The following is a 23,788-nucleotide window of genomic DNA, read 5'->3' as shown; positions in this document are numbered from 1 at the left end:
AGAAGTGAGCACCCCCGAGGACCTTCCCCTCGTCCAGAGCGGCGGCTGCGGCGACGGCTGTGCCTGTGGCACGGACGCCGACCTCACCGACGAGGAGTACCTGGAGTGCGGGCTCGATCCCGCACTCGCCCAGCTCCTCGCCGACGCCGGGCTCGACCCGGTCGAGGTCGAGGACATCGCCAACGTCGCCATCCAGGAGGACCTGGCCCACGGCGTGGACGTGACGACGGTCGCGACCATCCCCGAGGACGCGGTGGCCACCGCCGACTTCAGCGCGCGCGAGGCGGGCGTGGTGGCGGGCCTCAGGATCGCCGAGGCCGTCCTCTCGGTCGTCTGCACGGACGAGTTCGAGGTCGAGCGGCACGTCGAGGACGGCGACCGCGTGGAGGCCGGGCAGAAGCTGCTGTCGGTCACCACGCGCACGCGTGACCTCCTCACCGCCGAGCGCAGCGCGCTGAACCTGATGTGCCGCCTCTCCGGCATCGCGACCGCCACGCGCGCGTGGGCGGACGCCCTGGAGGGCACCGGCGCGCGCGTGCGCGACACCCGGAAGACCACACCGGGCCTGCGGTCGCTGGAGAAGTTCGCCGTGCGCTGCGGCGGCGGCGTCAACCACCGCATGTCGCTGTCCGACGCGGCGCTGGTCAAGGACAACCACGTGGTCGCCGCGGGCGGCGTCGCTCAGGCCTTCCAGGCCGTGCGGGAGGCCTTCCCGGACGTGCCGATCGAGGTCGAGGTCGATACCCTGCACCAGCTGCGCGAGGTCGTCGAGGCCGGCGCCGGCCTGATCCTGCTGGACAACTTCACGTCGGAGGAGTGCGCGGAGGCCGTCGGTGTCGTCGGCGGGCGCGCGCTGCTGGAGGCGTCCGGCCGGCTCACCCTGGACAACGCCAAGGCGTACGCAGACACCGGTGTCGACTTCCTGGCCGTGGGCGCCCTCACCCATTCCTCGCCGATCCTGGACATCGGCCTGGACCTGCGAGCGGCGGAGTAGGAGCGGGATCCGGCCATGCTGCTGACGATCGACGTAGGCAACACGCACACCGTGCTCGGCCTGTTCGACGGGGAGGACATCGTCGAGCACTGGCGGATCTCGACGGATCCCCGCCGCACGGCCGACGAGCTGGCGGTCCTCCTCCAGGGCCTGATGGGCATGCACCCCCTCCTCGGGGTGGAGCTGGGCGACGGCATCGACGGCATCGCCATCTGCGCGACCGTCCCGTCCGTCCTGCACGAGCTGCGCGAGGTGACCCGCCGCCACTACGGCGACGTCCCCGCGGTGCTCGTCGAGCCCGGGGTGAAGACGGGTGTGCCGATCCTCTTCGACAACCCCAAGGAGGTCGGCGCCGACCGCATCATCAACGCGGTCGCCGCCAACGAGCTGTTCGGCGGCCCGGCGATCGTCGTGGACTTCGGCACGGCGACCACGTTCGACGCGATCAGCGCGCGCGGGGAGTACGTCGGCGGCGTCATCGCGCCCGGCATCGAGATCTCCGTCGAGGCCCTGGGCGTCAAGGCCGCGCAACTGCGCAAGATCGAGGTCGCCCGGCCCCGCAGCGTGATCGGCAAGAACACGGTCGAGGCGATGCAGTCCGGCATCGTCTACGGCTTCGCCGGCCAGGTCGACGGCGTCGTGGGCCGGATGGCCAGGGAACTGTCGGACGACCCCGACGACGTGACGGTGATCGCCACGGGCGGACTGGCGCCCATGGTGCTGGGCGAGTCCTCGGTGATCGACGAGCACGAGCCGTGGCTGACGCTGATCGGGCTGCGCCTGGTGTACGAACGGAACGTCTCGCGGATGTGAGCGGTCGGGCGGGCGCACGGGGCGGCTCGGCCCGGCCGGCCGCCCGGTCCCGTACCGGCCGCCCGGTCCCGTGCCGGCCGCCGCGATCGTGCGTCCGACCCGGTGGAACAAGGCGCGCCGCATCGACTTCTTGTGCCGAATTTGTCCGATTAGCGCGTATCGTCGCCGCATGCCCACGCCCTACGGATCCCGCGGCGGCATGGTGTTCGGTGCGGAGGAGCTGCGTGTGCTCCGCCGCGCCCTCGCCCTCGCCCTCCACCCCGGTCCCGCCTCGGCCGAGGACGTCCAGGACTGCCACCGCCTCGCCGCATCCCTCGACGAGGCACTGCGCGAGGCCGCCCGGCTGCGGGCCTTCCTGGTGTCCGACCTCGCCCGGTACCGCGCCGCCCTCCCCGGTACCGCCGCCGGGTACCTCACGCTCCTGGAGGAGGTGCTCGGCACCGGCCACCGGCCCGAGGCCGACGACCTCGCCGCCCTGCGCGCCCTGCGGGGGAACCCGAAGGCGGCCGCCCTCCTGGAGCGCTGCCGGGACCTCGCGGAGCAGGACGTGCGCGCCCGCCTCGCCGGCCGTACGGCCCGCCGGGCGGTCACGGCCGCTCCCGTGGTGCCGGCGTCCCGTACGCGCCTCCTGGCCCTCCCCGGGGGCCGCCGCGCGGCCGCGGAGGAGGCCGGCCCCGACCGCCCGGCGGTCGCCGCCGGGGAGCCGGCGCCACGGCCCGCGCGGAAACCCGACGAGGAGCCGGCCGCGCCCGGGCCCGTCCCCGCGAAGCCGCGGGAGCCGGAACCCTCCCGCCGGCCCGTTCCCACCCCGGGCGAGGTCTTCCCGCGGCGCAAGCCCGTCCCGCCGGCCTCCGCCGCACCGTCCACCGCGGCACTGTCCACCGGCCTCCGGGAGCGACTCGCCGCCGGCTGACCGGGTGCCGCCGACACGACCCGCGGGAGTGCCACCCCGCCCCGGTGTCCCGTTCCTCCCTGGCTACCCTGGATCCATGGACTACGTCTCCGCGCTCCTTCCCCCCGTCGTCATGGCCGTCTTCTTCATCGGCGTGATCAGGGTGATCGTGAAGACCCAGGGCGGCACCAACAAGACCAAGGAGGACGCGGCCGTCGACGCCGCCCTCGCGCGCGCGGAGAGCGCCCGCCGGCCCTCCGCGAACACCGAGGCCTGACCGCCCCGGCCCCTCGTACCCCCCCCCGCGCCCGGGCGTACGGCCCCACCACCAGGGGCCGTACGCCCTTTTTGTTCGCCTTTGTCGAAGAAGGTGCACGTTCGGCACGTGATTGACGCGCTCTCCCGCTATTGTTCTGAGTTGTGCCTCGCCCCTTGGGAGAACTCGAAGACGCGGTCATGACGCGGGTGTGGAAGTGGAACCGCCCGGTCACCGTTCGAGAAGTCCTGGAAGACCTTCAGAAGGAACGGTCCATCGCCTACACCACGGTGATGACCGTTTTGGACAATCTCCATCAGAAGGGCTGGGTGCGCCGCGAGGCGGAAGGCCGGGCCTATCGATATGAGGCGGTCTCCACGCGTGCCGCCTACGCCGCCGCCCTGATGAACGAGGCCTGGTCGCAGAGCGACAACCCCGCCGCGGCTCTCGTCGCCTTCTTCGGGATGATGAGCGACGAACAGCGTCATGCCCTGACCGATGCGGTACGCATCGTCCAGGGACCCGAAACTTCCGAACGCCCGGAAGCCGGGAGCGCGCGGGAGAACCCCGGGTCCACGACGGGGACCGACGGGCGATAGCGTCCGCTCATGTCAGCTCAGAGCCCTGAAGTCAACGCTAAAGCCATCACCGTCCGCCGGGCCCGGACCAGCGATGTCCCCGCGGTGCGTCGTCTCCTTGACGCGTACGTCCGCGGCGGCATCCTGCTCGACAAAGCGACGGTGACCCTTTACGAGGACATCCAGGAGTTCTGGGTCGCCGAACGCGACGACAACGCCGAGGTCGTCGGCTGCGGCGCGCTGCACGTGATGTGGGAAGACCTCGCGGAAGTCCGCACCCTCGCGGTGAAGCCCGGCCTGAAGGGCGCCGGCGTCGGTCACCAGTTGTTGGGGAAGTTGCTGCAGACCGCGCGTTGGCTCGGTGTTCGCCGGGTTTTCTGCCTCACCTTCGAAGTGGACTTCTTCGTCAAGCACGGCTTCGTGGAGATCGGCGAGACGCCCGTCGACACCGATGTCTACGCGGAGCTGCTGCGTTCCTATGACGAGGGGGTCGCGGAGTTCCTCGGTCTCGAACGAGTGAAACCGAACACCTTGGGCAACAGCCGGATGCTTCTGCATCTGTGATCGCCGCGCCCCATTCCGGCGGAGTCGCCTTGCCCGGGTGCCCTATGTCCGAAACGCGCACGTTTCCGTACGGGGAGCGGGCTGCCGGTCTCTCCCGAGGGTTTGTGTTTTCTCGGCAAAAGCGGTTTGCTTTCCGATGTACTGCAGTACTGCATATATCAGTGGGCGGCGAAACGGCGGAACGCCGCAGACCCCCGGCCCTCACGTTATCGATGAAAGGAAATCCGGTGGCACAGAAGGTTCAGGTCCTTCTTGTCGACGACCTCGACGGCGGCGAGGCCGACGAGACCGTGACGTTCGCGCTGGACGGCAAGACGTACGAGATCGATCTCACGACTGCCAATGCGGACAAGCTGCGCAGCCTTCTCGACCCGTACGTGAAGGGCGGTCGGCGTACCGGAGGCCGCGCTTCGGGCGGACGCGGAAAGACGCGCGCCGCCGCAGGTGGCAGCCAGGACACCGCTCAGATCCGCGCGTGGGCGAAGGAGAACGGCTACGAGGTCAACGACCGCGGCCGTGTTCCCGCGACCATCCGCGAGGCCTACGAGAAGGCCAACGGCTGAACGCAGGCGCGCCGCAGCCGGACACGGTGACAGTGCGTCGCCAGCGTGTCCACCAAGCGCACCAGGTCGGGGGCGCCCCCGGCGTCCCCCAGGGCCGACATCGTCGGCAGCGAGGCCTCGACCCCGCACCCTCCGACGGGGGGCCGCAGCCACACGGCGGCCCCCTGCAGTGCTGTTCCGGGGCGGGTCCGGCCCGGCGGCGGGGGCGCCTCGAAGACCCCGCCCGCGCCGGTCGCCGTCAGGTCCAGCGCCAGCGCGTCCCACTCCAGCCACCGCAGGACTCCCGGCAGCTCCTCCGCGCTCCCCGCCGCCACCAGCAGCCGCATCCGGTCGCCCCGCACGGCCACCGGAGAGCCCGGCGCCAGATGCCGCAGCGCCGGGTGACCCGCCTCGGCCGGCACCTCCAGGACGTCGAAGCGCAGGCCCACCCGAAGCCGCACCGGCTCTCCGGGCACCGTCTCCCACCCCAGTTCGTTCTCGTACCAGCCGCGGACGCTCCCGTCCGGGCGGTCCGGACCGAGCGCCCTGCGGGGAGGGGGAACCTTGGACGTGGCGGCGAGGACCGGGGGCACGGCCGTCGGGGAGAGGGCCGCGGCGGCGCCCGCGGCGACGGAGGGGGTGGTCCGGGACGCGGACGGGGGGACGGGGCCGACCATGCCGAGTGCAACGGTTCCGAAGCCTCCGTGGTTACGCTGCGTACCGCGAAGCGAGCGCAGAGTGGTGGTGCGGAGGGCGCGCGGGGGTGCCGGGAGGCACAAGGTTGTTCGCCCGTAGCGGAGGGAACGGGCGCCCGCGGCATGGAGTGTCGGTCCCAGCGGGTAAGACATCCCTAGTGGGAGGGGGCGACACGCAGGAAACGGGAGTCTCACGTTCGCCATCGGCGTACTGGCGACTGGGGTAACTGTCTGGCCTGCGGGAACATCGTCTCGCACCATCGGGTTGGAGCAGATGTCGGCGTTCGGGGTCAGGAGGCCATCGACGGTGTCGGCAGTTGGAATGAGCGGTCCCCGCTTGCGGGACTAAGCTGCGGAAGGACAGGGAGGGGAAGTTCCCCCCACTGCCTGACCGCTCTGAGGAGCGATTAACGATGTTCGAGAGGTTCACCGACCGCGCGCGGCGGGTTGTCGTCCTGGCTCAGGAAGAAGCCCGGATGCTCAACCACAACTACATCGGCACCGAGCACATCCTCCTGGGCCTGATCCACGAGGGTGAGGGTGTCGCCGCCAAGGCCCTTGAGAGCCTCGGGATTTCGCTCGAGGCGGTCCGCCAGCAGGTGGAGGAGATCATCGGCCAGGGCCAGCAGGCCCCGTCCGGGCACATCCCCTTCACCCCCCGTGCCAAGAAGGTCCTGGAGCTGTCGCTCCGCGAGGCCCTTCAGCTGGGCCACAACTACATCGGCACGGAGCACATCCTGCTCGGCCTGATCCGTGAGGGCGAGGGCGTCGCCGCCCAGGTCCTGGTCAAGCTGGGTGCAGACCTCAACCGGGTGCGGCAGCAGGTGATCCAGCTGCTCTCCGGTTACCAGGGCAAGGAGACCGCCACCGCCGGCGGCCCTGCCGAGGGCACGCCCTCGACGTCCCTGGTCCTCGACCAGTTCGGCCGGAACCTCACCCAGGCCGCTCGTGAGTCCAAGCTCGACCCGGTCATCGGGCGCGAGAAGGAGATCGAGCGGGTCATGCAGGTGCTGTCCCGCCGCACCAAGAACAACCCGGTCCTGATCGGTGAGCCCGGCGTCGGCAAGACCGCCGTCGTCGAGGGCCTCGCCCAGGCCATCGTCAAGGGCGAGGTGCCCGAGACCCTCAAGGACAAGCACCTCTACACCCTGGACCTCGGCGCGCTGGTCGCCGGCTCCCGCTACCGCGGTGACTTCGAGGAGCGCCTGAAGAAGGTCCTCAAGGAGATCCGCACCCGCGGCGACATCATCCTGTTCATCGACGAGCTGCACACGCTGGTCGGTGCGGGTGCCGCCGAAGGCGCCATCGACGCCGCTTCGATCCTGAAGCCGATGCTGGCCCGCGGTGAGCTCCAGACCATCGGTGCGACCACGCTGGACGAGTACCGCAAGCACCTGGAGAAGGACGCGGCTCTCGAGCGCCGCTTCCAGCCCATCCAGGTCGCGGAGCCGTCGCTGCCGCACACCATCGAGATCCTCAAGGGTCTGCGCGACCGGTACGAGGCGCACCACCGCGTCTCGATCACCGACGAGGCGCTGGTCCAGGCCGCCACCCTGGCCGACCGGTACATCTCGGACCGCTTCCTGCCGGACAAGGCGATCGACCTGATCGACGAGGCCGGTTCCCGGATGCGCATCCGCCGGATGACCGCGCCGCCGGACCTGCGCGAGTTCGACGAGAAGATCGCCGGCGTCCGCCGCGACAAGGAGTCCGCGATCGACTCGCAGGACTTCGAGAAGGCCGCCTCCCTCCGCGACAAGGAGAAGCAGCTCCTGGCCGCCAAGGCCAAGCGCGAGAAGGAGTGGAAGGCCGGCGACATGGACGTCGTCGCCGAGGTCGACGGCGAGCTGATCGCCGAGGTCCTCGCGACCGCCACCGGCATCCCGGTCTTCAAGCTGACCGAGGAGGAGTCCTCGCGCCTGCTGCGCATGGAGGACGAGCTCCACAAGCGGGTCATCGGCCAGAAGGACGCCGTCAAGGCGCTCTCGAAGGCGATCCGCCGTACGCGTGCCGGCCTCAAGGACCCGAAGCGTCCGGGTGGTTCGTTCATCTTCGCCGGCCCGTCCGGTGTCGGTAAGACCGAGCTGTCCAAGGCGCTCGCCGAGTTCCTCTTCGGTGACGAGGACGCGCTGATCTCCCTCGACATGTCGGAGTTCAGCGAGAAGCACACGGTGTCGCGTCTCTTCGGTTCCCCGCCCGGATACGTGGGGTACGAAGAGGGCGGCCAGCTGACCGAGAAGGTCCGCCGCAAGCCGTTCTCCGTCGTCCTCTTCGACGAGGTGGAGAAGGCCCACCCGGACATCTTCAACTCGCTGCTCCAGATCCTGGAGGACGGTCGCCTGACCGACTCCCAGGGCCGGGTCGTGGACTTCAAGAACACGGTCATCATCATGACGACCAACCTCGGCACGCGGGACATCTCCAAGGGCTTCAACCTCGGCTTCGCCGCCGCGGGCGACACGAAGTCCAACTACGAGCGCATGAAGAACAAGGTCTCGGACGAGCTGAAGCAGCACTTCCGGCCCGAGTTCCTCAACCGCGTCGACGACGTGGTCGTCTTCCCGCAGCTGACCCAGGAGGACATCCTCCAGATCGTCGACCTGATGGTCGGCAAGGTCGACGAGCGCCTGAAGGACCGGGACATGGGCATCGAGCTCTCCCAGTCCGCCAAGGAACTGCTGTCCAAGAAGGGGTACGACCCGGTGCTGGGTGCGCGGCCGCTGCGCCGCACCATCCAGCGCGAGATCGAGGACACGCTCTCGGAGAAGATCCTCTTCGGCGAGCTGCGCCCCGGTCACATCGTGGTCGTGGACACCGAGGGCGAGGGCGACGCCAAGACCTTCACCTTCCGGGGTGAGGAGAAGGCGGCCCTGCCGGACGTCCCGCCGATCGAGCAGGCGGCCGGCGGCACGGGTCCGAACCTGAGCAAGGACGCCTGACCCCGAGGGGTCGAGCGCGACGAGAGGGGCCGCCCCGGGACCGATGTCCCGGGGCGGCCCCTCTCGCTGTGTTCCTCAGGACAGCTGCCCGTCGTAGTCCGGCAGCTTGAAGGTCTTCTCGGCGTGGCCGCCCGACAGGTCGGTGGCGCTGTTGCCGATGTTCGCGATGATCGTGTAGCCCTTGGACTCGATGTCGACGCGCTGGGCGGTCTTGTAGGCGCCGACGTCCTTGAAGAGGTCGAACAGGCCGCGGACGTAGAGGCCGGAGACCTTGTAGCCGACGTGCTTCAGGTTGTAGTCCGTGACGCCCGAGATGATGCCGGGGCGGGCGGTGACGAAGAACAGGGAGACGCCGTGCTCCTGGGCGTACTTGGCGACGTCGAGGACCGGCTTGTTGGCCGGCTGCGGGTAGCTGAAGCCGAAGTCGGTTTCCAGGGTGGTGTTGTCGATGTCGAGGACGACGGCCGGCTTCTCGCCCGGTTCGACGGTGGCGATGCGCTGCTTCAGGTAGGGCAGGGCCTGGTTCATCACCGCCCGGCAGTCCGTCTGCCAGGTGTCGTAGCCGACCTGGGCCTGCGCGGCGGCGGTGGCGGTGGAGGAGGTGCCGGTGGCCGTCGCGGCCTGGGCGCCGGCCGGGACGGCCATCGCGGTGAGGGCGGCCGTCGCCACGGCGGTCATGCCGATGCGGCGCGTCCAGGTGCCTCTGGTCATGGTGTGGGGGTCCTCTCGCGTCCAAGCGCTGCAGGTGTCGTGGGCATGCTCATCGGTGGGGATGGCCTGAGGGGAACCAGCGGGTTACTGGACGGTAGAGGGTGCTGTGCGGCCCGTCACACCCTCGCGCACGCTTCGTGGCGCGGGTCACAAGTCCCGCCGGGGGTGGGGGAGTAGCCGCCGTCACATTCCGAAGGACCGCGCGGCGGGCGGCCGGTGACGTGCCGCACAGGAGCTACGTCACGTACTACGCGGAATAGTTCCGATCAGCATTCAGGCAAAAGCGACATATCGCTCGGAGTGGGTCTGTCCGGCAGGCCTGTCGCGTGGAAATAGGCCCTATGTCTGATGTGGGGCGAACTGTGGGTGTGAGTTCCGCTTTGACGTGAAGTACTAGTTTCCGTCGTAGATCACACATTTGAGGCATTGCCGGGCCGCGGGTTACCAAGGAACGGCCATCCGGCGACGTCCGTACGTCGGGTGGTTCTCTCCGTCCCCGGCACCATGAGGTTTCGATGTTCCAGCGCGTCACGTTCCGTTCGTCCCGTACGCCCCAGCTCCGCACCCGCGTGGCCGTCGGCGCCGCCGCTCTCGGCGCCACGGTCGTGCTGGGGAGCGGAGTGGCGTCCGCGGTCACGCCCCAGGCCCAGACGGCGGCGCCCACGGCCGCGACCGCGGTGGTGGCCAAGAAGGCCTCGGCCACCTGGGTCGACCCGGTGAAGAAGTACAAGCTGTCCGCCAGCTTCGCCCAGGCCGGTGGCATGTGGGCCTCCAAGCACAGCGGCCAGGACTTCGCCGTGGCGACCGGCACCAAGGTCTTCGCCGCGCACGGCGGCAAGGTCGTCAAGGCCGGCGGCAACGGCGCCGGTGACGGCCCCGCCTACGGCAACGCCATCGTCATCAAGCACGCCAACGGTGTGTACTCCCAGTACGCCCACCTGTCGCACGTCAACGTGAAGGTCGGCCAGGTCGTCAAGACCGGCCAGCGCATAGCCCTGTCCGGCAACACCGGCAACTCCAGCGGCCCGCACCTGCACTTCGAGATCCGGACCACCGCCAACTACGGTTCGGCGGTCGACCCGGTGAAGTTCCTGCGCGGCAAGGGCGTGTCCCTCTGACGACGGTGACCGACGGCCGCCTTCAGGACGGCTGCGAGCCCTGATGGGCCTGGGTGATCAGATCGACGGCGACCTCGAGGACGGCTTCGCGCTTCTCCTCGGGGTCGCCTTCGAGGTCCTGGAGGAAGAACATCCCGGCGTGCAGCGTGAAGATGGCGCTGACGCAGCGGACCTGGTCGGCGAGCGGCGCGTCCGGGTCGATGACGATGTCGCGCAGCCCGCGCATCCGGTCCTTGAAGGACTCGCCGATCCGGAGTTCGCGGACCGTCGCCTGGTTCTCCTGCATGAAGCGGAAGAGCGGGGCCGCCTCGCTGAGCGCCTGGCTGTAGCGCCGCAGGAGTTCCCGCTTGGTCTCCAGGGTGTGCGGCCGGCTGCGGCCCCACTCGACCAGGTCCTCGATCGGCTTCGTCAGATCCGTGAAGATGCCGACGATGATCTCTTCCTTGGTCTTGAAGTGGTAGTACAGGGCCGCCTTGGTCACTTGGAGGTGCTCCGCGATCTCGCGGAGCGAGGTCTTCTCGTAACCCTGCTCGGCGAAGAGCTCCAGCGCCACGTCCTGGATGCGCTGGCGCGTGTTGCCGCGGCGTCGCTGCTTGGTGCCGTCCATGGTGACGTCCATCCTCGTACTCCTCGCGTCGCCGCGAAACCGGCAGCCGGAAGGTAAGAGGAACTTGCCTTCCGGTCAGTTGAAACTTACTTGACGACCGGCTAGTTGTGGATCTACTTTCCCAGTGTACTGAACTAGCCGGGCGGCAAGTAAGTGGCTGCCCTGGGGGAGTGGGATGACGATGGCGGACACCCGAACCGTTGAGCCGGACGCCGGCGCACAGGACGAGAAACAGCGGAGCGTGCGGGTCGTGATGCTCGCACTGATGATCACCATGATGCTCGCGATGCTCGACAACATGATCGTCGGCACCGCGATGCCCACGATCGTCGGCGACCTCGGCGGCCTCGAACACCTGTCGTGGGTGGTGACCTCCTACACCCTCGCCACCGCCGCCTCCACCCCGATCTGGGGCAAGCTCGGCGACCTGTACGGGCGCAAGGGCGCCTTCCTCAGCTCCATCGTCCTCTTCCTGGCCGGGTCGGCGCTGAGCGGCATGGCCCAGGACATGGGCCAGCTGATCGGCTTCCGCGCCGTGCAGGGGCTGGGCGCCGGCGGTCTGATGGTCGGCGTCATGGCCATCATCGGCGACCTCGTCCCGCCGCGGGAGCGCGGCAAGTACCAGGGCATGATGGCCGCCGTGATGGCGATAGCGATGATCGGCGGACCGCTGGTCGGTGGCACCATCACCGACCACTGGGGCTGGCGCTGGGCCTTCTACATCAACCTGCCGCTCGGTGTGGTGTCCCTCGGCCTGATCACCGCCGTCCTGCACCTGCCGAAGAAGCGGTCCCAGGCCCGCATCGACTATCTGGGCGCCGGACTGCTCACCGTCGGCATCACCTCCATCGTGCTCGTCACCACCTGGGGCGGCACCGAGTACGCCTGGTCCTCCGCGCGGATCATGGAGCTGATCGGCATCGGTGTCGCGGCGCTCGTCGGGTTCGTGTTCTGGCAGACCAGGGCCGCGGAGCCGATCCTGCCGCTGCACATCTTCCGCAGCCGCAACTTCACGCTGATGTCGGTGATCGGCTTCATCACCGGCTTCGTGATGTTCGGCGCCACCCTGTTCCTGCCGCTCTACCAGCAGGCGGTGCAGGGTGCTTCGGCGACCAACTCCGGCCTGCTGCTCCTGCCGATGCTCGGCGCGATGCTCGTGACCTCGATGATCGCCGGCCGGATCACCACCAGCAGCGGCCGCTACAAGGTCTTCCCGGTCGTCGGCGGCGCCCTGATGATCGTCGGCCTGTACCTGCTCTCCACGATGGACACCGGCACCTCCCGGTTCACCTCCGGTGTGTTCATGGCGGTCGTCGGCCTCGGCATGGGCTGCCTGATGCAGATCACCATGCTGGTCGCACAGAACAGCGTCGAGATGAAGGACATGGGCGTCGCGTCCTCCTCGGCCACCCTCTTCCGCACGCTCGGCTCCTCCTTCGGCGTCGCGATCATGGGCGCGCTGTTCAACAGCCGGGTCCAGGACGCCATGTCCGAGCGGGCCGGCGCACTGGGCTCCAGGATCACCGAGCAGTCCGCGCAGCTGGACGCCGCCAGCCTCGCCAAACTCCCGGCCCCGGCGCGGGAGGCCTACCAGTACGCGGTCTCCGACGGCACCCACGCGGCGTTCGTCCTCGGAGCCGTCGTGGCCGTGGTCGCGCTGGTGGCGGCCGTCTTCGTCAAGGAGGTCCCCCTCCGCGGAGCCGGACCGAAGGAGGAGGGCGCCGCGGAGGAGTCCACCGCCCTCAAGGCGCCGGTCGTCGAGCCCGTCTGAACCGCCCGGACGGACCGCCGCCGCCCGCAGTGGGCGGCGGCGGTCCGCACCGCGCAAGCCCTCCGAGAGGCCCCCGGCCGGCGACCACCCCGGGGGCCTCCGGCATGGGGCGAACGATGCACCGGATCGGTACGGCCGCCCCCTGCACGGCGAGTGGCGCACCGGATCGGCCCGCCGCCCCACGCACGGTGAGGGACGCGTCCGCGATCGGCACGCCGCCCCGCGCACGGTGAGCGATGCACCGGATCGGCACGCCGCCCCACGAGGGCACCCGCCCCGGCCGGCCGGTGCCCGTCCTCACGGCAGCATCGGATAGCTTCCCGTGTTCGTCGGGGCGTGCTCCGGCAGCCACAGGACGGCCACCGCGCCCTCGGAGGGTATGTGCGCCGGCGCCCCCGCCGGCCGTACGTTGCGGAAGGTCAGCCGGGCGCCCAGGACACGGGCCTGTCCTGCCGCGATGGTGAGGCCCAGACCGTGGCCGCGTCCTGCCCGGTCGCTGCTCCCGGTGCGGAAGCGGCTCGGGCCCTCCGCGAGCAGATCCTGGGGGAACCCGGGGCCGTGGTCGCGGACCCGGATGACCCGGCCCTCGACGGTGACCTGGATCGGCGGTCTGCCGTGCCGGCCGGCGTTGGCGAGCAGGTTGAACAGCACGCGTTCCAGGCGCCGGGGGTCGGTGGTGACCATGGACTCGTGCACCACCCGCACCTCGGCCTCCGGGTCCTTGGCCGCCACCCGCCGGGTGACGAACTCGCCCAGCAGGATGTCCTGCAACTCGGCGCGCTCGGAGGCGCCGTCGAGGCGGGCCACCTCCAGGACGTCCTCGACGAGCGTGCGCATGGCCTTCGCCCGGTCCATGACCAGCTCGGTGGGCCGGCCCGGAGGCAGCAGCTCGGCGGCGGTCAGCAGCCCGGTCACCGGTGTGCGCAGCTCGTGCGCGATGTCGGCGGTGACCCGGCGCTCGGCCTCCAGCCGCTGCTGGAGGGCGTCCGCCATGGCGTCCACGGCGGACGCCAGGTCGTCGGTCTCGTCGCGCACGACCCCGCCGATGGCGTCCCGCACCCGCACCTCCGTCTCACCCTTGGCGACCCGGTTCGCCGCGGCCGCCGCCTTGCGCAGCCGACGCGAGAGCTGGCCGCCGATCAGCACCCCGAGCGCGCTGCCGCCGAGGACGACCGCGATGGAACCGATCACCAGAGCCTGGTCGAGGTCGTACAGGATGTCCGTGCTGCGGTCGGTGAAGCCGGTGTGCAGGGAGAGCACGCGGCCGTCCTTCAGGGGCACCGCCGCCCAGATGTCGGGCGGCCCGCCGTCGTGGTCGGAGACGAACGTCGCCCGGCGCCCCTCCCCGACCTTGAACCTCAGCTCCGACGGCAGGTCCCGGTCGTCGATCTTGATGTTGGGGAAGTTGGGGCGCCCCGACAGCTCGTAGTTGCGCTGGGCGATCTGGACGCGCTCGTCGGCGAGGTCGCGCGCGTTGTCCAGCATGGAGACCCGGGCGGCGTTGTGGACGACGAGGCTGAGCACGATCGCCACCAGCGCCCCGACCAGTGCGATGGCCGCGCTCAGCTTCCACCGCAGGCCGGTGTGGAGACCCGTGCGCTCGGCGCGGACGGGAACCAGGTGCCGCAACATCCCCCGCATACCCCTGTCCGCTCAGGCCTTCAGCTTGTAGCCGAAGCCGCGGACCGTCTCGATCCGGTCCTGGCCGATCTTCGTCCGCAGCCGCTGCACGTGGACGTCGACGACGCGGGTGTCTCCGCCCCAGCCGTAGTCCCACACCCGCTCCAGCAGTCTGTCCCGCGACAGGACCGTGCCCGGGGCGGAGGAGAACTCCAGCAGGAGGCGCATCTCGGTCGGGGTGAGCGCGACCGGCCGCCCGGCCCGGCGCACCTCCATGCCCTCGGTGTCGATCTCCAGGTCGCCGAAGGCCAGCACGCCCCCGGCGGCGGAGGGATCCGCCTCGCCCCGGTCGGGCCCGCCCGCGTGCCCGAACCGGCGCAGCACCGCACGGATGCGGGCGACCAGGACGGCACCGTCGAACGGCTTGGTCACGTAGTCGTCGGCGCCTGCCTCGAGGCCGAGCACGACGTCGATGGAGTCGGCGCGCGCGGAGAGCATGATCACCGGCACGGTGGACTCGTCCCGGATGCGCCGGCACAGGCTCACGCCGTCCAGCCCGGGCACCATCACGTCCAGCAGGGCGATGTCGGGGCGGTCCGCCCGGAACGCCTCCAGACCGGACAGGCCGTCGGGCATCGCGGTGACCATGAAGCCGTCCCGCTCCAGGGCCAGCTGGGTGGCCTCGCGGATGACGTCGTCGTCCTCGACGAACAGGACGTGGGTCTGGTCTGCCATCCCGGTGCTCTCAGTCCTCGGTGGTGTCGTGGGTGTGCGGTGTGCGGTGTGCGGTGTGCGGTGTGCGGTCTGGACGGTGTGCGGTCTGGACGGTGTGGGTGGTGCGCGGTGCGGGCGGTCGCGGGTCCGCTGTGGCTGTCGGGCTGTCGGGCTGTCGGGCTGTCGTTTCTGTCGGTTCGCCGTGTCTGTCGCTTCGCTGTCGGGCCGGCCGTCCCTAGGAGGGGACGCCCGGAGCGCCTGGTGCGTTCACTGGTTCATCGGTCCGGGAGGCCCGAACGGTTCACGTGGCGGAGGATTTTTTTCCGCGGAGGCACGACGAAGGGGCGTCCGGCGACGGTGTGCGGAGCCCGTCAGCCGCTCTCCGGCACCGGCGTCACGTCGGCCCCGCCGACCACGCTGCTGTAGTCGTTGTGCCAGCTGTACTCCTTGACGAAGCGGCCCGAGGCCGTCCAGCGGTACGTGATGACGTTCTCGCCGGAGGGGCTGGAGACGGGGTCGCCCTTCTCGTACACCTGCTTGGTCACCACCAGGTCGCCGCGGTCCATCTCGGCGTAGACCGGGGGTTCCTCGGTCTTGAACACGTTCTCGTACCGGCCGCCCGTGCGGCGGTACACGTACGCCCCGACGCCCACCGCGTCACCGCACGTCAGCACGTTGACGACGACGTCGCTCTCGGCGCCGCCGGTGAGGTCGCCGAAGGAGACGTCGACCGGGTACTCGTCGCCGACGCACGGTTTCAGCTCGCGCTTGACCTCCTCCGACACCTCGGGGTCGTCCTTGACGAGCCGGACGGCGTCGGTGCGGTCGGGGGCGTCGGCGGGGGAGCTCGACGGGGAGGCGGTGGCGCCGACGACCGCTCCGGCGTGCGCCGGGCCCTCGTCACGGGCACCGGTGCCGCCGGTGGCGCACGAGGACAGGAAAAGGCCGACGGCGGCGAGCACGGCCAGCGCCGTGATCACCGCCTGGACGGTGCCCCGGGCCGGTGAGGGCCCGGCCTCGGTCAGGCCGCCGTGCAACGCTCCCGCTCCTCACGCTCCAGCGCGCGTGCGTCCAGATCGCGGGATTCCAGCTCCTCGCGGAGCCGGGCGAGCGCCCGGTGCAGCGTGCTCTTGACCGTACCGGCCGACATGCCGAGGGCTACGGCCGTCTCCTCCGTGGACATCTGCTCCCAGTGTCGCAGGACGACGACACTGCGCTGCTTGGGAGCGAGCACCTTCATGGCGTCCATCAGCAGGGCACGGTCCGCGTGCTGCTGGGTGGAGTCCTCCACGCGGGCGTCCGGCAGCTGCTCGGTGGGCACTTCCTCCAGCTTGCGGGCGCGCCACCACTCGGTCCGGGTGTTGATCATGACCCGGCGCAGGTAGGCGTCCGCCAGCCGCTTGTCCGCGATGCCGTCCCAGCGGCCGTACGTGCGGGCCAGCGCGGTCTGGAGCAGGTCCTGGGCGTCCACCGGGTCCGGGACCAGCCGGCGGGCACTGCGCAGCAGCGCGTCCTGCCGGGTGCGGACGTACTCCTCGAACTCGAGCACCTCTCCCTGCGCCATGATCAACCGCCTCCGTATCCCCGTACCGGCTGGCTGTGGTCCGCCGGTTTCCCGCTCGTGGTCTGTGGCCCTCGTCCCGCTGCCGGGCACACGAAGGAAGTTACGGAGCCGTTGTCACGGCACTGTCCGAGGCAGCCTGCGGCTAGCAGTCGGCTGTCCGTCGGTTGTGTAACGAAGGCGGTTCAGGGGTAGGGAGGAAAGCCGAATGCGGCCGGTTTGAGGGGATTCATCCGCCGATCACCCGCTGACCGCCCGTCGACCACCCGTCGGACGGCCTCCGGGCGACCGTGAACTGACGGTGCGTCAGGTGAGCGGGAGCCGGTACAGGCCGCCCGGCATCGGTTCCACCAGGCCGTCCGCGACGAGGCCGTCCAGCGCCCGCGCGCGTTGCACCGGCTCGTGCCACACCCGGTCGAGTTCCGCCTGCGGCACGGGCGTGTGAGCCTCCCTCAGCACGGCGAGCAGCTTGCCCCGCACCTGTCGGTCCGTACCGGCGTACGTCTGGCCGCGACGCGCCGGGCCGTCGTGCTCCGGTTTGCCCGCGAGCCGCCAGGCGCACCGGTCGGCGATCGGGCAGCGCGGGCAGCTCTCGTTCCGCGCCGTGCACACGAGGGCGCCCAGTTCCATGGACGCGGCCGCCCAGCGCGCGGCGGTCCTCTCGTCCTCGGGCAGCAGGGCGCGCGCCAGTCTGCGTTCGGCGGCCGTGGTGGCGTTCGGCGGGTACTGCACCCCCGTGACCGCGCGCGCGAACACCCGGCGGACGTTGGTGTCCAGGACGGCGTGCCGCTGTCCGTACGCGAAGGAGGCGACGGCGGCGGCCGTGTACTCGCCGATGCCGGGCAGCGCCAGCAGCTGCGCGTGGTCCGCCGGTACGTCACCGTCGTGCCGTTCCGTTATGGCCACCGCGGCGCCGTGCAACCGCAGGGCGCGGCGTGGGTAGCCGAGCCGCCCCCAGGCGCGGACGGCCTCGCCGGGGGACTCGGCGGCCAGGTCGGCGGGGCGCGGCCAGCGGGCGAGCCACTGCTCGTAGACCGGCAGGACGCGGCTGACCGGCGTCTGCTGGAGCATGAACTCGCTGACCATGACTCCCCAGGCGCCGGCCTCGGGGCGCCGCCAGGGCAGGTCGCGGGCGTGCTCGTCGAACCAGTCGATGACGGGGGAGTGCAGGCGCGCGCCGGAGGCCGGTGCGGCCGTCGTCGGGCCGGGAGCGTCCGGGCGCGGCCGCCCTGCGGGGGGCGGCCCGGAGACGGTGTCGTCGGGGCTGTGGTGCGGGGGCTTCGTGGGCGCAGTCATGGCCTTCCGATCCTGCCATGCGCGCGGGGGCACGCGCGCGTGCCGCTACCGGTGGGGCGGGGGCGCGGGAGGTGTCCGCGCGCGTGCGCCCCGGGCGCGGCCGCGGCTGTGAGGGGCGCGAGGGCGAGGGCGCGCGCCGTCACGCTCCGTGTGTCCCGTACGGCATCACGGTCACGTGCCGTCACCGGAACGGGGGCACGGTACTCAAGTCGGCGGCGGAGCACCCCTGTCCGGGATGATGATCCGGAAAAGTTGTGGCCCGGGCGGCGGGTGACGCCGGACATGGCAAGGATCTCTCGTACAGTTTGCGCCGTGGGATCTCTGCGCAATCCGGTCGGGCCGCTTCCCTCCTCCATCTACTGGCGACGGAGGGGCGTACTGCTGTCCGTGGTCGCCCTGTTGGCGTTGCTGGTCACCTGGGTGGTCGGCTCGGGCGGGGGTGGCGGCAAGAACGGGGCGGACGGTTCCAACGGCAAGAATCCCGCGTCCTCCATCACGCCGGGCCCCTCCGGTTCCGGACCCGCGATCAGTCAAAACCCCGGCGGGCGCGACGAGTCGGGCGACGAGGACTCCGGCGGATCCGGCTCCGGTTCGGGATCGGGCTCCGGTTCGGATGCCGGTTCGGGCTCGGGCGACGGCACCGGGTCCGGCGGCGCGGACACGGGGGGCGCCGGCTCGGCGGGATCCGGTGGTTCGGACGACGGCGCCAACGGCAGCGGGTCGGGCACGGTCCTGCCGGCCGGTACGACGCTGCCCAACTGCACCGCCAGTGTGGTCACGTTGAGCCTGCGCAGCGTCCGCAACACCTACTCGCCGGACCAGAGGCCCACGTTCCGACTGACGGCGAAGAACTCCTCCGGAAGCGACTGCAAGGTCGATCTCGGGCCGAAGAAGGCGGTGTTGACGATCACCCGGGCCGGCGGCGCCGACGACTACTGGTCGTCCGCCGACTGCCCGAAGGGGGCCGTCAGCCTTCTGTACCGGGTGCCGGCCGGGGACAGCTTCACGTACACCGTGACCTGGGACCGGAAGCCGAGTGCGCCGGAGTGCGCGACGCCTCCGGCCGGGGTGGCCGGGGCCGGTACGTACCTGGTGGAGGCGAAGGCCCCCGGGTTCGCGAAGGCGCAGACCTCCTTCGTGCTGGAGCAGGACTGAGGCGGGGCCGCCCGGCCGCCGCTCCTCGCCCGGAGCGCGGTCGCGCCCGCGTGCGCGGCACGGGTGCCGCGAGTCCCGGAGTCACCGCCGGTCCCGGAACCACCGCCGGTCCCGGAGCCACCGCCGGTCCCGGAGCCGTCGCGGGCCTCAGGGGTGCCGCGGGTCTCGGAGACCGCGGGCCTCGGATGCCGGGGGTCTCAGACGTACCTCTCCAGGATCGACGACTCCGCCAGGCGTGACAGGCCTTCGCGCACGCTGCGGGCCCGGGCCTCTCCCACGCCGTCGACCGTCTGGAGGTCGTCGACGCTCGCCGCGAGGAGCTTCTGGAGTCCGCCGAAGTGCTCCACCAGGCGGTCGATGATCGCGCCGGGGAGGCGGGGCACCTTGGCGAGCATGCGGAACCCGCGCGGGGAGACCGCCGAGTCGAGGGCCTCGGGGGAACCGGTGTAGCCCAGCGCGCGCGCCACCGTGGACATCTCGAGGAGCTCCGCGTGGCTGAGCGCGTCCAGCTCGTGCAGCGCCTCGTCGACCGTGCGGGAACGCTTGGCGGTGGGCTCCGGAACGTAGTCCCGGACCACCAGTTCACGCTCCGGCTCCACGCCCGCGATCAACTCGTCCAGCTGGAGGGAGAGGAGACGGCCGTCGGTGCCCAGTTCGACCACGTACTCGGCGATTTCGGTGGCGATGCGGCGCACCATCTCCAGGCGCTGCGCCACCGCCGAGACGTCCCGGACCGTCACCAGGTCCTCGATCTCCAGCGCCGACAGCGTGCCCGCGACCTCGTCGAGGCGGAGCTTGTAGCGCTCCAGGGTCGCGAGCGCCTGGTTCGCGCGGGACAGGATCGCCGCGGAGTCCTCCAGGACGCGGCGCTGGCCGTCGACGTAGAGCGCGATCAGGCGCATGGACTGGGAGACCGAGACGATGGGGAAGCCGACCTGCTTGCTGACGCGGTCCGCCGTGCGGTGCCGGGTGCCGGTCTCCTCCGTGGGGATGGTGGGATCCGGCACGAGCTGCACGCCGGCCCGCAGGATCTTGGACAGGTCGGAGGAGACGACGATGCCGCCGTCGAGCTTGCACAGCTCGCGCAGACGCGTGGCCGTGAACTCGACATCCAGGAGGAACCCGCCCGTGCACATCGTCTCGACCGTCTTGTCGGAGCCGAGCACGATGAGTCCGCCGGTGTTGCCGCGGAGCACTCTCTCCAGGCCGTCGCGCAGGGCCGTGCCGGGAGCCACCGCGCTCAGCGCGGCACGCATCAGGCCCTCGGCACCGGAGCTCCCACCGGACTTTCCGGGAGCTGCCGCCCGGTCGTTGGCTGCCACTGCACTCCTCCGGTCACAGGTTCTGGGGTGCTCCCGTTTCGCGCACTCTGTTCGTACGGACGGGCGAGACCTGGGCAAAGTCTACCGGCGGTCCTCCGCCTCCCGCGGGGCCTCTCGCCGAGGGGAGCGCGGCAGCACCCGCAGGGCGTCCCCCATGTTCGCGACTTCCAGGACCTTCATCCCCGCGGGGACCTTGCCGGGATCGCCCGGTACGAGCGCGTGCGTGAAGCCCAGGCGATGCGCCTCGGCGAGCCTGCGCTGCACGCCCGTGACCCGTCTGACCTCGCCCGCCAGGCCCACTTCGCCGATCGCGACCAGGTTCTTGGGCAGGGGGGTGTCGCTCGCCGCGGAGGCCAGCGCGAGGGCGATCGCCAGGTCCGCCGCGGGCTCGGAGAGCTTCACGCCGCCGACCGTCGCGGAGTAGATGTCCCGCTTGCCGAGCGCGCTGATCCTGCCGCGCTGCTCCAGGACCGCGAGCATCATCGAGACGCGGGAGGTCTCCAGACCGGAGGTAGTGCGGCGGGGCGAGGGGATCTGCGAATCGACGGTGAGCGCCTGCACCTCCGCGACCAGGGGGCGGCGGCCCTCCAGGGTGACCGTCAGGCAGGTGCCGGGGACCGGTTCGTCACGTCGTGTCAGGAAAAGTCCGCTGGGGTCGGCGAGGCCCGTGATGCCCTCGTCGTGCAGTTCGAAGCAGCCGACCTCGTCGGTGGCGCCGTAGCGGTTCTTGACGCCTCGCACCAGGCGCAGGCGCGCGTGCCGGTCGCCCTCGAAGGACAGGACGACGTCCACGAGGTGCTCGAGGAGGCGCGGGCCGGCGATCGCGCCGTCCTTGGTGACGTGGCCCACCAGCAGCGTGGACATGCCACGCTCCTTCGAGGCGCGGATCAGCGCGCCGGCGACCTCGCGGACCTGGGCCATGCCGCCGGGGGCGCCGTCGATCTCCGGGGAGGCCACCGTCTGCACCGAGTCGACGATCAGCAGGGACGGTTTCACGGCGTCCAGGTGGCCGAGGACGGCGGCCAGGTCGGTCTCCGCGGCGAGATACAGATGGTCGTCTATGGCGCCGATGCGGTCGGCCCGCAGCCGGACCTGGCTCGCCGACTCCTCGCCCGTGACGTACAGCGTGCGGTGTTCGTCGCTCGCGGACTTGGCGGCCACGTCGAGCAGGAGCGTGGACTTGCCGACGCCCGGCTCACCGGCCAGCAGGACGACGGCGCCGGGGACCAGCCCGCCGCCCAGCACGCGGTCCAGCTCCGGGACGCCGGTGGGGCGGGCGGTGGCCTGACGGCCGTCGACCTGTCCGATCGGCAGGGCGGAGGTGGTGACCCGGCCGGGCGCCGTCGTGCGGACCGCGGGCGCGCCGTACTCCTCGACCGTGCCCCAGGCCTGGCATTCGGGGCAGCGGCCGAGCCACTTCGCCGTCTGCCACCCGCACTCCGTGCAGCGGTACGACGGACGGTCCTTGGTGGTCTTCGTGCGGGCAGCCATGGGGAAACCGTAACCGCCGGCACCGACAACGCGAGAAGCCCGTGCATGAAGCGGGCCGGCCGGGGCAGACGCGACCCGAGACGGTGTCCACCGCTCCACCCCCCCGGGGCGGCGGACACCGGGTGAGGCGGCCCGGCCATTCCCCCCGGCCGGGCCGCCTCACCCCTGTGAACCGGCCGGTCCGTCGCGAACGAGCCACTCGAGCCCCTGTTCCTGTCCCCTTATGAGGGATCGTTTCACCCGTACGGATTAAAAGGACTCAAGGGGACACAAGAGGTCGTTCCGTGAGGCCTACGGTCGCACGGGTGATGAGCAGCAGTCCGGAAACCTCGACCCGCACGACCGGCGCACACCGGGCGCACAGGGAGGCGCGCGACCGCGCTGCGGCGCGCGCGGCGGCGCAGCGCCCACCCGCGCGCTACGAGCCCCACCTCGACGGTCTGTTCACCTACTGTCTGTCCGTCCTGTGCGACCACGACACCGCCACGGCCGCCCTCGGCGACGTCCTGACGTTCGCCGAGCGGCGCGGACAGCGCGTCCCGGGCGCCGCGGGCGACCGCAGGGCCTGGCTCTACGCACTGGCCCGCTGGACCTGCCTGCGCGAACTCGCCGAGGCCGGGCGGAAAGGCCGGGGCGCGCATGCGCCGGGCCGGCACGGCGCCCACCGGCAGAGCGGCGCCGGGCCCGCCGCCGAGCCCGTGCCCGACGACCTCCAGGAGCGACGGCGGCGCGAACTCGCCCTGCTCGCCTGGCCGGAGGCCGCAGGCACCAGCCCGGAACAACGCGAGGCGCTCGAGCTCGCCGTACGGCACCACCTCGCCCCCCACGAGGTGGCGGCCGTACTCGGCATGGAGGTCGCCGCGGCCCGCGAACTGCTGGCCTCCGCCGCCTGCGAGGTCGAACGCACCCGGGCGGCCCTGGCCGTCGTCGAGACCGGCGGCTGCCCCGGTGTGGCCCGTCTCACCGGCGACCACCAACTCGTGCTCAGTGCCGCGCTGCGCCGCGAGCTCGTCCGGCACGTCGACGACTGCCCGCGCTGCCGCCGCGCGGCGGAGTGCGCGGTTCCCGGCCGCTGGCCCGGCGCCGGCGTCACCCCCGCCGAACTGCCGGTCCTGCGGGCGCCCCGCGCGGCCCTGCACACCTTCCTGGCGCACCCGCCACGCGCGCGGGGTGCCGCCGCGCCGCGCTTCGACCGGCGCGGCTTCCCGATGGACCCCAAGGACCGCGCCGCCCGGCGGGACCGCATGCGCGCGCGTGCCGTCACCACGACGGTCGTCGCCACGGTCGTCGCCGCGCCCGTGCTCGCCCTGTGGGCGGCCTACCGGGGCACACCGACCGCCGACTCCGACGGCCGCTCGCCCACCGCCAGTGAGGCCAAGGGCCCCGACGGCCTCGCCGGAGACGGGTCGGACGACTACCAGAACGCCGGCAACGCCAGTACCCGGCCCGGCTCCCGCCTCCCCGAGCGCGGCAAGCCCGACGTCTCCGTGGAGGTCGTCAGCGTCCCCGGACTCGGCGACAGGGGCGCGGGACGCCTGTCCGTCACGGCCGGGAACGACGGCGCCACCACCCTGATCACCCTGACCGCGGCGCAGGACGCGGACGGGCCGGTCCACTGGTCGGCGACCACCGGCGCCTCCTGGCTCCACCTGAGCCGCACCACGGGCACCCTCCGGCCCGGCGAGTCGATCACGGTCAAGGTGTACGTCGACCACCTGCGCGAGCCCACCGGGCCCTGGCACGCGCGCGTGGCGGTCTCGCCGGCCGGTGCCGTCGTCTCCATCGAGGGCCACGGCGTCGCACCCGCCCCCGCGGACCCCGGCCCCACGCCGAGCGGGCCACCCGCCTCGCCCGACCCGGAGCCGACGCCCCCGACGACCCCGCCGGCCACCGATCCCGCACCGGACGACCCGCCGACCTCCGCCGACCCCGAGCCCACGCCCACCGGCCCGTCCCCGTCCGACCCGGGCGGCTCGACCCCGCCGTCCGACGGCAGCGGCGACCCGGGCCCGTCGACGCCGTAGACCGGGAAGGGCCGTAGACCGGGAAGGGCCGTGGACCGGGAGGGGCCGTGGAGCGGGAGGGGCCGTGGACCGGGAGGAGCCGTGGAGCGGGTGCGGCGCGGGTGCGGCCGTACGGGCGGCGAAGC

General features: G+C 71.6%; 22 protein-coding genes. 12 read left to right on the top strand and 10 right to left on the bottom strand.

The annotated features are described in order from the left end of the window. Positions 1-4: 4 nt before the first annotated feature. The 7 genes from nadC to ACF09K_RS08135 all read left to right on the top strand — a co-directional run bounded on the left by nadC (position 5) and on the right by ACF09K_RS08135 (position 4,660). Complete coding sequence (gene nadC, locus ACF09K_RS08165) at positions 5-994, top strand: carboxylating nicotinate-nucleotide diphosphorylase (RefSeq protein WP_392241689.1); 990 nt, start codon at positions 5-7, stop codon at positions 992-994. A 15-nt stretch (positions 995-1,009) separates the two neighbouring features. Further along, positions 1,010-1,807, top strand: coding sequence for a type III pantothenate kinase (locus ACF09K_RS08160; protein WP_392241688.1), 798 nt, complete (start codon positions 1,010-1,012; stop codon positions 1,805-1,807). Between the two features lie 199 nt (positions 1,808-2,006). Then, on the top strand, positions 2,007-2,720 hold the full coding sequence (locus ACF09K_RS08155; RefSeq protein ID WP_392242409.1) for a hypothetical protein: 714 nt from the start codon (positions 2,007-2,009) through the stop codon (positions 2,718-2,720). Between the two features lie 76 nt (positions 2,721-2,796). Beyond that, entirely contained in the window at positions 2,797-2,976 is a 180-nt protein-coding gene (locus ACF09K_RS08150; RefSeq protein WP_392241687.1) for a hypothetical protein, read from the top strand. A gap of 155 nt (positions 2,977-3,131) precedes the next feature. Then, positions 3,132-3,554, top strand: coding sequence for a BlaI/MecI/CopY family transcriptional regulator (locus tag ACF09K_RS08145; RefSeq protein WP_392241686.1), 423 nt, complete (start codon positions 3,132-3,134; stop codon positions 3,552-3,554). A 9-nt stretch (positions 3,555-3,563) separates the two neighbouring features. Further along, positions 3,564-4,097, top strand: a complete 534-nt coding sequence (locus ACF09K_RS08140; protein WP_392241685.1) for an amino-acid N-acetyltransferase — start codon at positions 3,564-3,566, stop codon at positions 4,095-4,097. 227 nt (positions 4,098-4,324) lie between these two features. Next, the gene (locus ACF09K_RS08135) at positions 4,325-4,660 is read left to right on the top strand and encodes an Lsr2 family protein (RefSeq protein WP_366058568.1); all 336 of its coding nucleotides are present in this window, start codon (positions 4,325-4,327) and stop codon (positions 4,658-4,660) included. Here the strand turns inward: ACF09K_RS08135 and ACF09K_RS08130 are convergent. Then, on the bottom strand, positions 4,639-5,316 hold the full coding sequence (locus tag ACF09K_RS08130; protein ID WP_392241684.1) for an SCO3374 family protein: 678 nt from the start codon (positions 5,314-5,316) through the stop codon (positions 4,639-4,641). The two genes, ACF09K_RS08135 and ACF09K_RS08130, sit on opposite strands and share 22 nt — an antisense overlap. A gap of 431 nt (positions 5,317-5,747) precedes the next feature. Here ACF09K_RS08130 and ACF09K_RS08125 point away from each other — a divergent pair, with 431 nt between their 5' ends. Continuing rightward, positions 5,748-8,273: an ATP-dependent Clp protease ATP-binding subunit gene (locus ACF09K_RS08125; protein WP_392241683.1), complete on the top strand. Its 2,526-nt coding sequence runs from the start codon at positions 5,748-5,750 to the stop codon at positions 8,271-8,273. A 75-nt stretch (positions 8,274-8,348) separates the two neighbouring features. Here the strand turns inward: ACF09K_RS08125 and ACF09K_RS08120 are convergent, their stop codons facing one another. Further along, a complete protein-coding gene (locus tag ACF09K_RS08120) occupies positions 8,349-8,984 on the bottom strand; it encodes an HAD family acid phosphatase (protein ID WP_392241682.1) in 636 nt (211 codons plus the stop codon). Positions 8,985-9,499: 515 nt separating this feature from the next. Here ACF09K_RS08120 and ACF09K_RS08115 point away from each other — a divergent pair. Continuing rightward, positions 9,500-10,102: a M23 family metallopeptidase gene (locus ACF09K_RS08115; protein ID WP_392241681.1), complete on the top strand. Its 603-nt coding sequence runs from the start codon at positions 9,500-9,502 to the stop codon at positions 10,100-10,102. Positions 10,103-10,124: 22 nt separating this feature from the next. On the opposite strand, the gene ACF09K_RS08110 is transcribed toward ACF09K_RS08115, so the two are convergent. Further along, positions 10,125-10,721, bottom strand: coding sequence for a TetR/AcrR family transcriptional regulator (locus ACF09K_RS08110; protein ID WP_392241680.1), 597 nt, complete (start codon positions 10,719-10,721; stop codon positions 10,125-10,127). Positions 10,722-10,890: 169 nt separating this feature from the next. Between ACF09K_RS08110 and ACF09K_RS08105 the strand changes: the two genes are divergently transcribed. Beyond that, the gene (locus ACF09K_RS08105; RefSeq protein ID WP_392241679.1) at positions 10,891-12,480 is read left to right on the top strand and encodes an MDR family MFS transporter; all 1,590 of its coding nucleotides are present in this window, start codon (positions 10,891-10,893) and stop codon (positions 12,478-12,480) included. Between the two features lie 297 nt (positions 12,481-12,777). Here the strand turns inward: ACF09K_RS08105 and cseC are convergent, their stop codons facing one another. From cseC to ACF09K_RS08080, 5 genes are all read right to left on the bottom strand, one after another. Further along, the gene (gene cseC / locus ACF09K_RS08100) at positions 12,778-14,121 is read right to left on the bottom strand and encodes a two-component system sensor histidine kinase CseC (protein WP_392241678.1); all 1,344 of its coding nucleotides are present in this window, start codon (positions 14,119-14,121) and stop codon (positions 12,778-12,780) included. Between the two features lie 12 nt (positions 14,122-14,133). Continuing rightward, positions 14,134-14,835: a two-component system response regulator CseB gene (gene cseB, locus ACF09K_RS08095; RefSeq protein ID WP_392241677.1), complete on the bottom strand. Its 702-nt coding sequence runs from the start codon at positions 14,833-14,835 to the stop codon at positions 14,134-14,136. Between the two features lie 350 nt (positions 14,836-15,185). After that, positions 15,186-15,851, bottom strand: coding sequence for a hypothetical protein (locus ACF09K_RS08090; RefSeq protein WP_392241676.1), 666 nt, complete (start codon positions 15,849-15,851; stop codon positions 15,186-15,188). Then, positions 15,836-16,378, bottom strand: coding sequence for a SigE family RNA polymerase sigma factor (locus tag ACF09K_RS08085; protein ID WP_392241675.1), 543 nt, complete (start codon positions 16,376-16,378; stop codon positions 15,836-15,838). Before ACF09K_RS08085 ends, ACF09K_RS08090 begins: the two co-directional genes overlap by 16 nt. Positions 16,379-16,681: 303 nt before the next feature. Next, positions 16,682-17,671, bottom strand: coding sequence for an A/G-specific adenine glycosylase (locus ACF09K_RS08080; RefSeq protein WP_392241674.1), 990 nt, complete (start codon positions 17,669-17,671; stop codon positions 16,682-16,684). A 312-nt stretch (positions 17,672-17,983) separates the two neighbouring features. On the opposite strand from ACF09K_RS08080, the gene ACF09K_RS08075 reads away from it, so the two are divergent. Beyond that, entirely contained in the window at positions 17,984-18,826 is an 843-nt protein-coding gene (locus tag ACF09K_RS08075; protein ID WP_392241673.1) for a hypothetical protein, read from the top strand. Between the two features lie 197 nt (positions 18,827-19,023). Here the strand turns inward: ACF09K_RS08075 and disA are convergent, their stop codons facing one another. Beyond that, entirely contained in the window at positions 19,024-20,148 is a 1,125-nt protein-coding gene (gene disA / locus ACF09K_RS08070) for a DNA integrity scanning diadenylate cyclase DisA (protein ID WP_392241672.1), read from the bottom strand. An 81-nt stretch (positions 20,149-20,229) separates the two neighbouring features. After that, on the bottom strand, positions 20,230-21,639 hold the full coding sequence (gene radA / locus ACF09K_RS08065) for a DNA repair protein RadA (protein ID WP_392241671.1): 1,410 nt from the start codon (positions 21,637-21,639) through the stop codon (positions 20,230-20,232). A 305-nt stretch (positions 21,640-21,944) separates the two neighbouring features. Here radA and ACF09K_RS08060 point away from each other — a divergent pair, with 305 nt between their 5' ends. Then, positions 21,945-23,663, top strand: a complete 1,719-nt coding sequence (locus tag ACF09K_RS08060) for a hypothetical protein (protein ID WP_392241670.1) — start codon at positions 21,945-21,947, stop codon at positions 23,661-23,663. Positions 23,664-23,788: the final 125 nt, after the last annotated feature.

Source organism: Streptomyces sp. NPDC014882, from assembly GCF_043081325.1.
In the GTDB taxonomy this organism is placed as follows: Bacteria; Actinomycetota; Actinomycetes; order Streptomycetales; family Streptomycetaceae; genus Streptomyces.
The sequence above is the reverse complement of the archived record's forward strand: the minus strand, read 5'-3'. Positions and strand labels throughout refer to the sequence as shown.

What these genes read in the sequence shown, in the direction of transcription:
- ACF09K_RS08130 (WP_392241684.1), bottom strand. Translation starts at nt 5,316, where the DNA reads ATGGTCGGCCCCGTCCCCCCGTCCGCGTCCCGGACCACCCCCTCCGTC.
- cseB (WP_392241677.1), bottom strand. Translation starts at nt 14,835, where the DNA reads ATGGCAGACCAGACCCACGTCCTGTTCGTCGAGGACGACGACGTCATC.
- ACF09K_RS08080 (WP_392241674.1), bottom strand. Translation starts at nt 17,671, where the DNA reads ATGACTGCGCCCACGAAGCCCCCGCACCACAGCCCCGACGACACCGTC.
- ACF09K_RS08120 (WP_392241682.1), bottom strand. Translation starts at nt 8,984, where the DNA reads ATGACCAGAGGCACCTGGACGCGCCGCATCGGCATGACCGCCGTGGCG.
- ACF09K_RS08160 (WP_392241688.1), top strand. Translation starts at nt 1,010, where the DNA reads ATGCTGCTGACGATCGACGTAGGCAACACGCACACCGTGCTCGGCCTG.
- ACF09K_RS08125 (WP_392241683.1), top strand. Translation starts at nt 5,748, where the DNA reads ATGTTCGAGAGGTTCACCGACCGCGCGCGGCGGGTTGTCGTCCTGGCT.
- cseC (WP_392241678.1), bottom strand. Translation starts at nt 14,121, where the DNA reads ATGCGGGGGATGTTGCGGCACCTGGTTCCCGTCCGCGCCGAGCGCACG.
- radA (WP_392241671.1), bottom strand. Translation starts at nt 21,639, where the DNA reads ATGGCTGCCCGCACGAAGACCACCAAGGACCGTCCGTCGTACCGCTGC.
- ACF09K_RS08105 (WP_392241679.1), top strand. Translation starts at nt 10,891, where the DNA reads ATGGCGGACACCCGAACCGTTGAGCCGGACGCCGGCGCACAGGACGAG.
- ACF09K_RS08150 (WP_392241687.1), top strand. Translation starts at nt 2,797, where the DNA reads ATGGACTACGTCTCCGCGCTCCTTCCCCCCGTCGTCATGGCCGTCTTC.
- ACF09K_RS08140 (WP_392241685.1), top strand. Translation starts at nt 3,564, where the DNA reads ATGTCAGCTCAGAGCCCTGAAGTCAACGCTAAAGCCATCACCGTCCGC.
- ACF09K_RS08110 (WP_392241680.1), bottom strand. Translation starts at nt 10,721, where the DNA reads ATGGACGTCACCATGGACGGCACCAAGCAGCGACGCCGCGGCAACACG.
- ACF09K_RS08115 (WP_392241681.1), top strand. Translation starts at nt 9,500, where the DNA reads ATGTTCCAGCGCGTCACGTTCCGTTCGTCCCGTACGCCCCAGCTCCGC.
- ACF09K_RS08155 (WP_392242409.1), top strand. Translation starts at nt 2,007, where the DNA reads ATGGTGTTCGGTGCGGAGGAGCTGCGTGTGCTCCGCCGCGCCCTCGCC.
- ACF09K_RS08085 (WP_392241675.1), bottom strand. Translation starts at nt 16,378, where the DNA reads ATGGCGCAGGGAGAGGTGCTCGAGTTCGAGGAGTACGTCCGCACCCGG.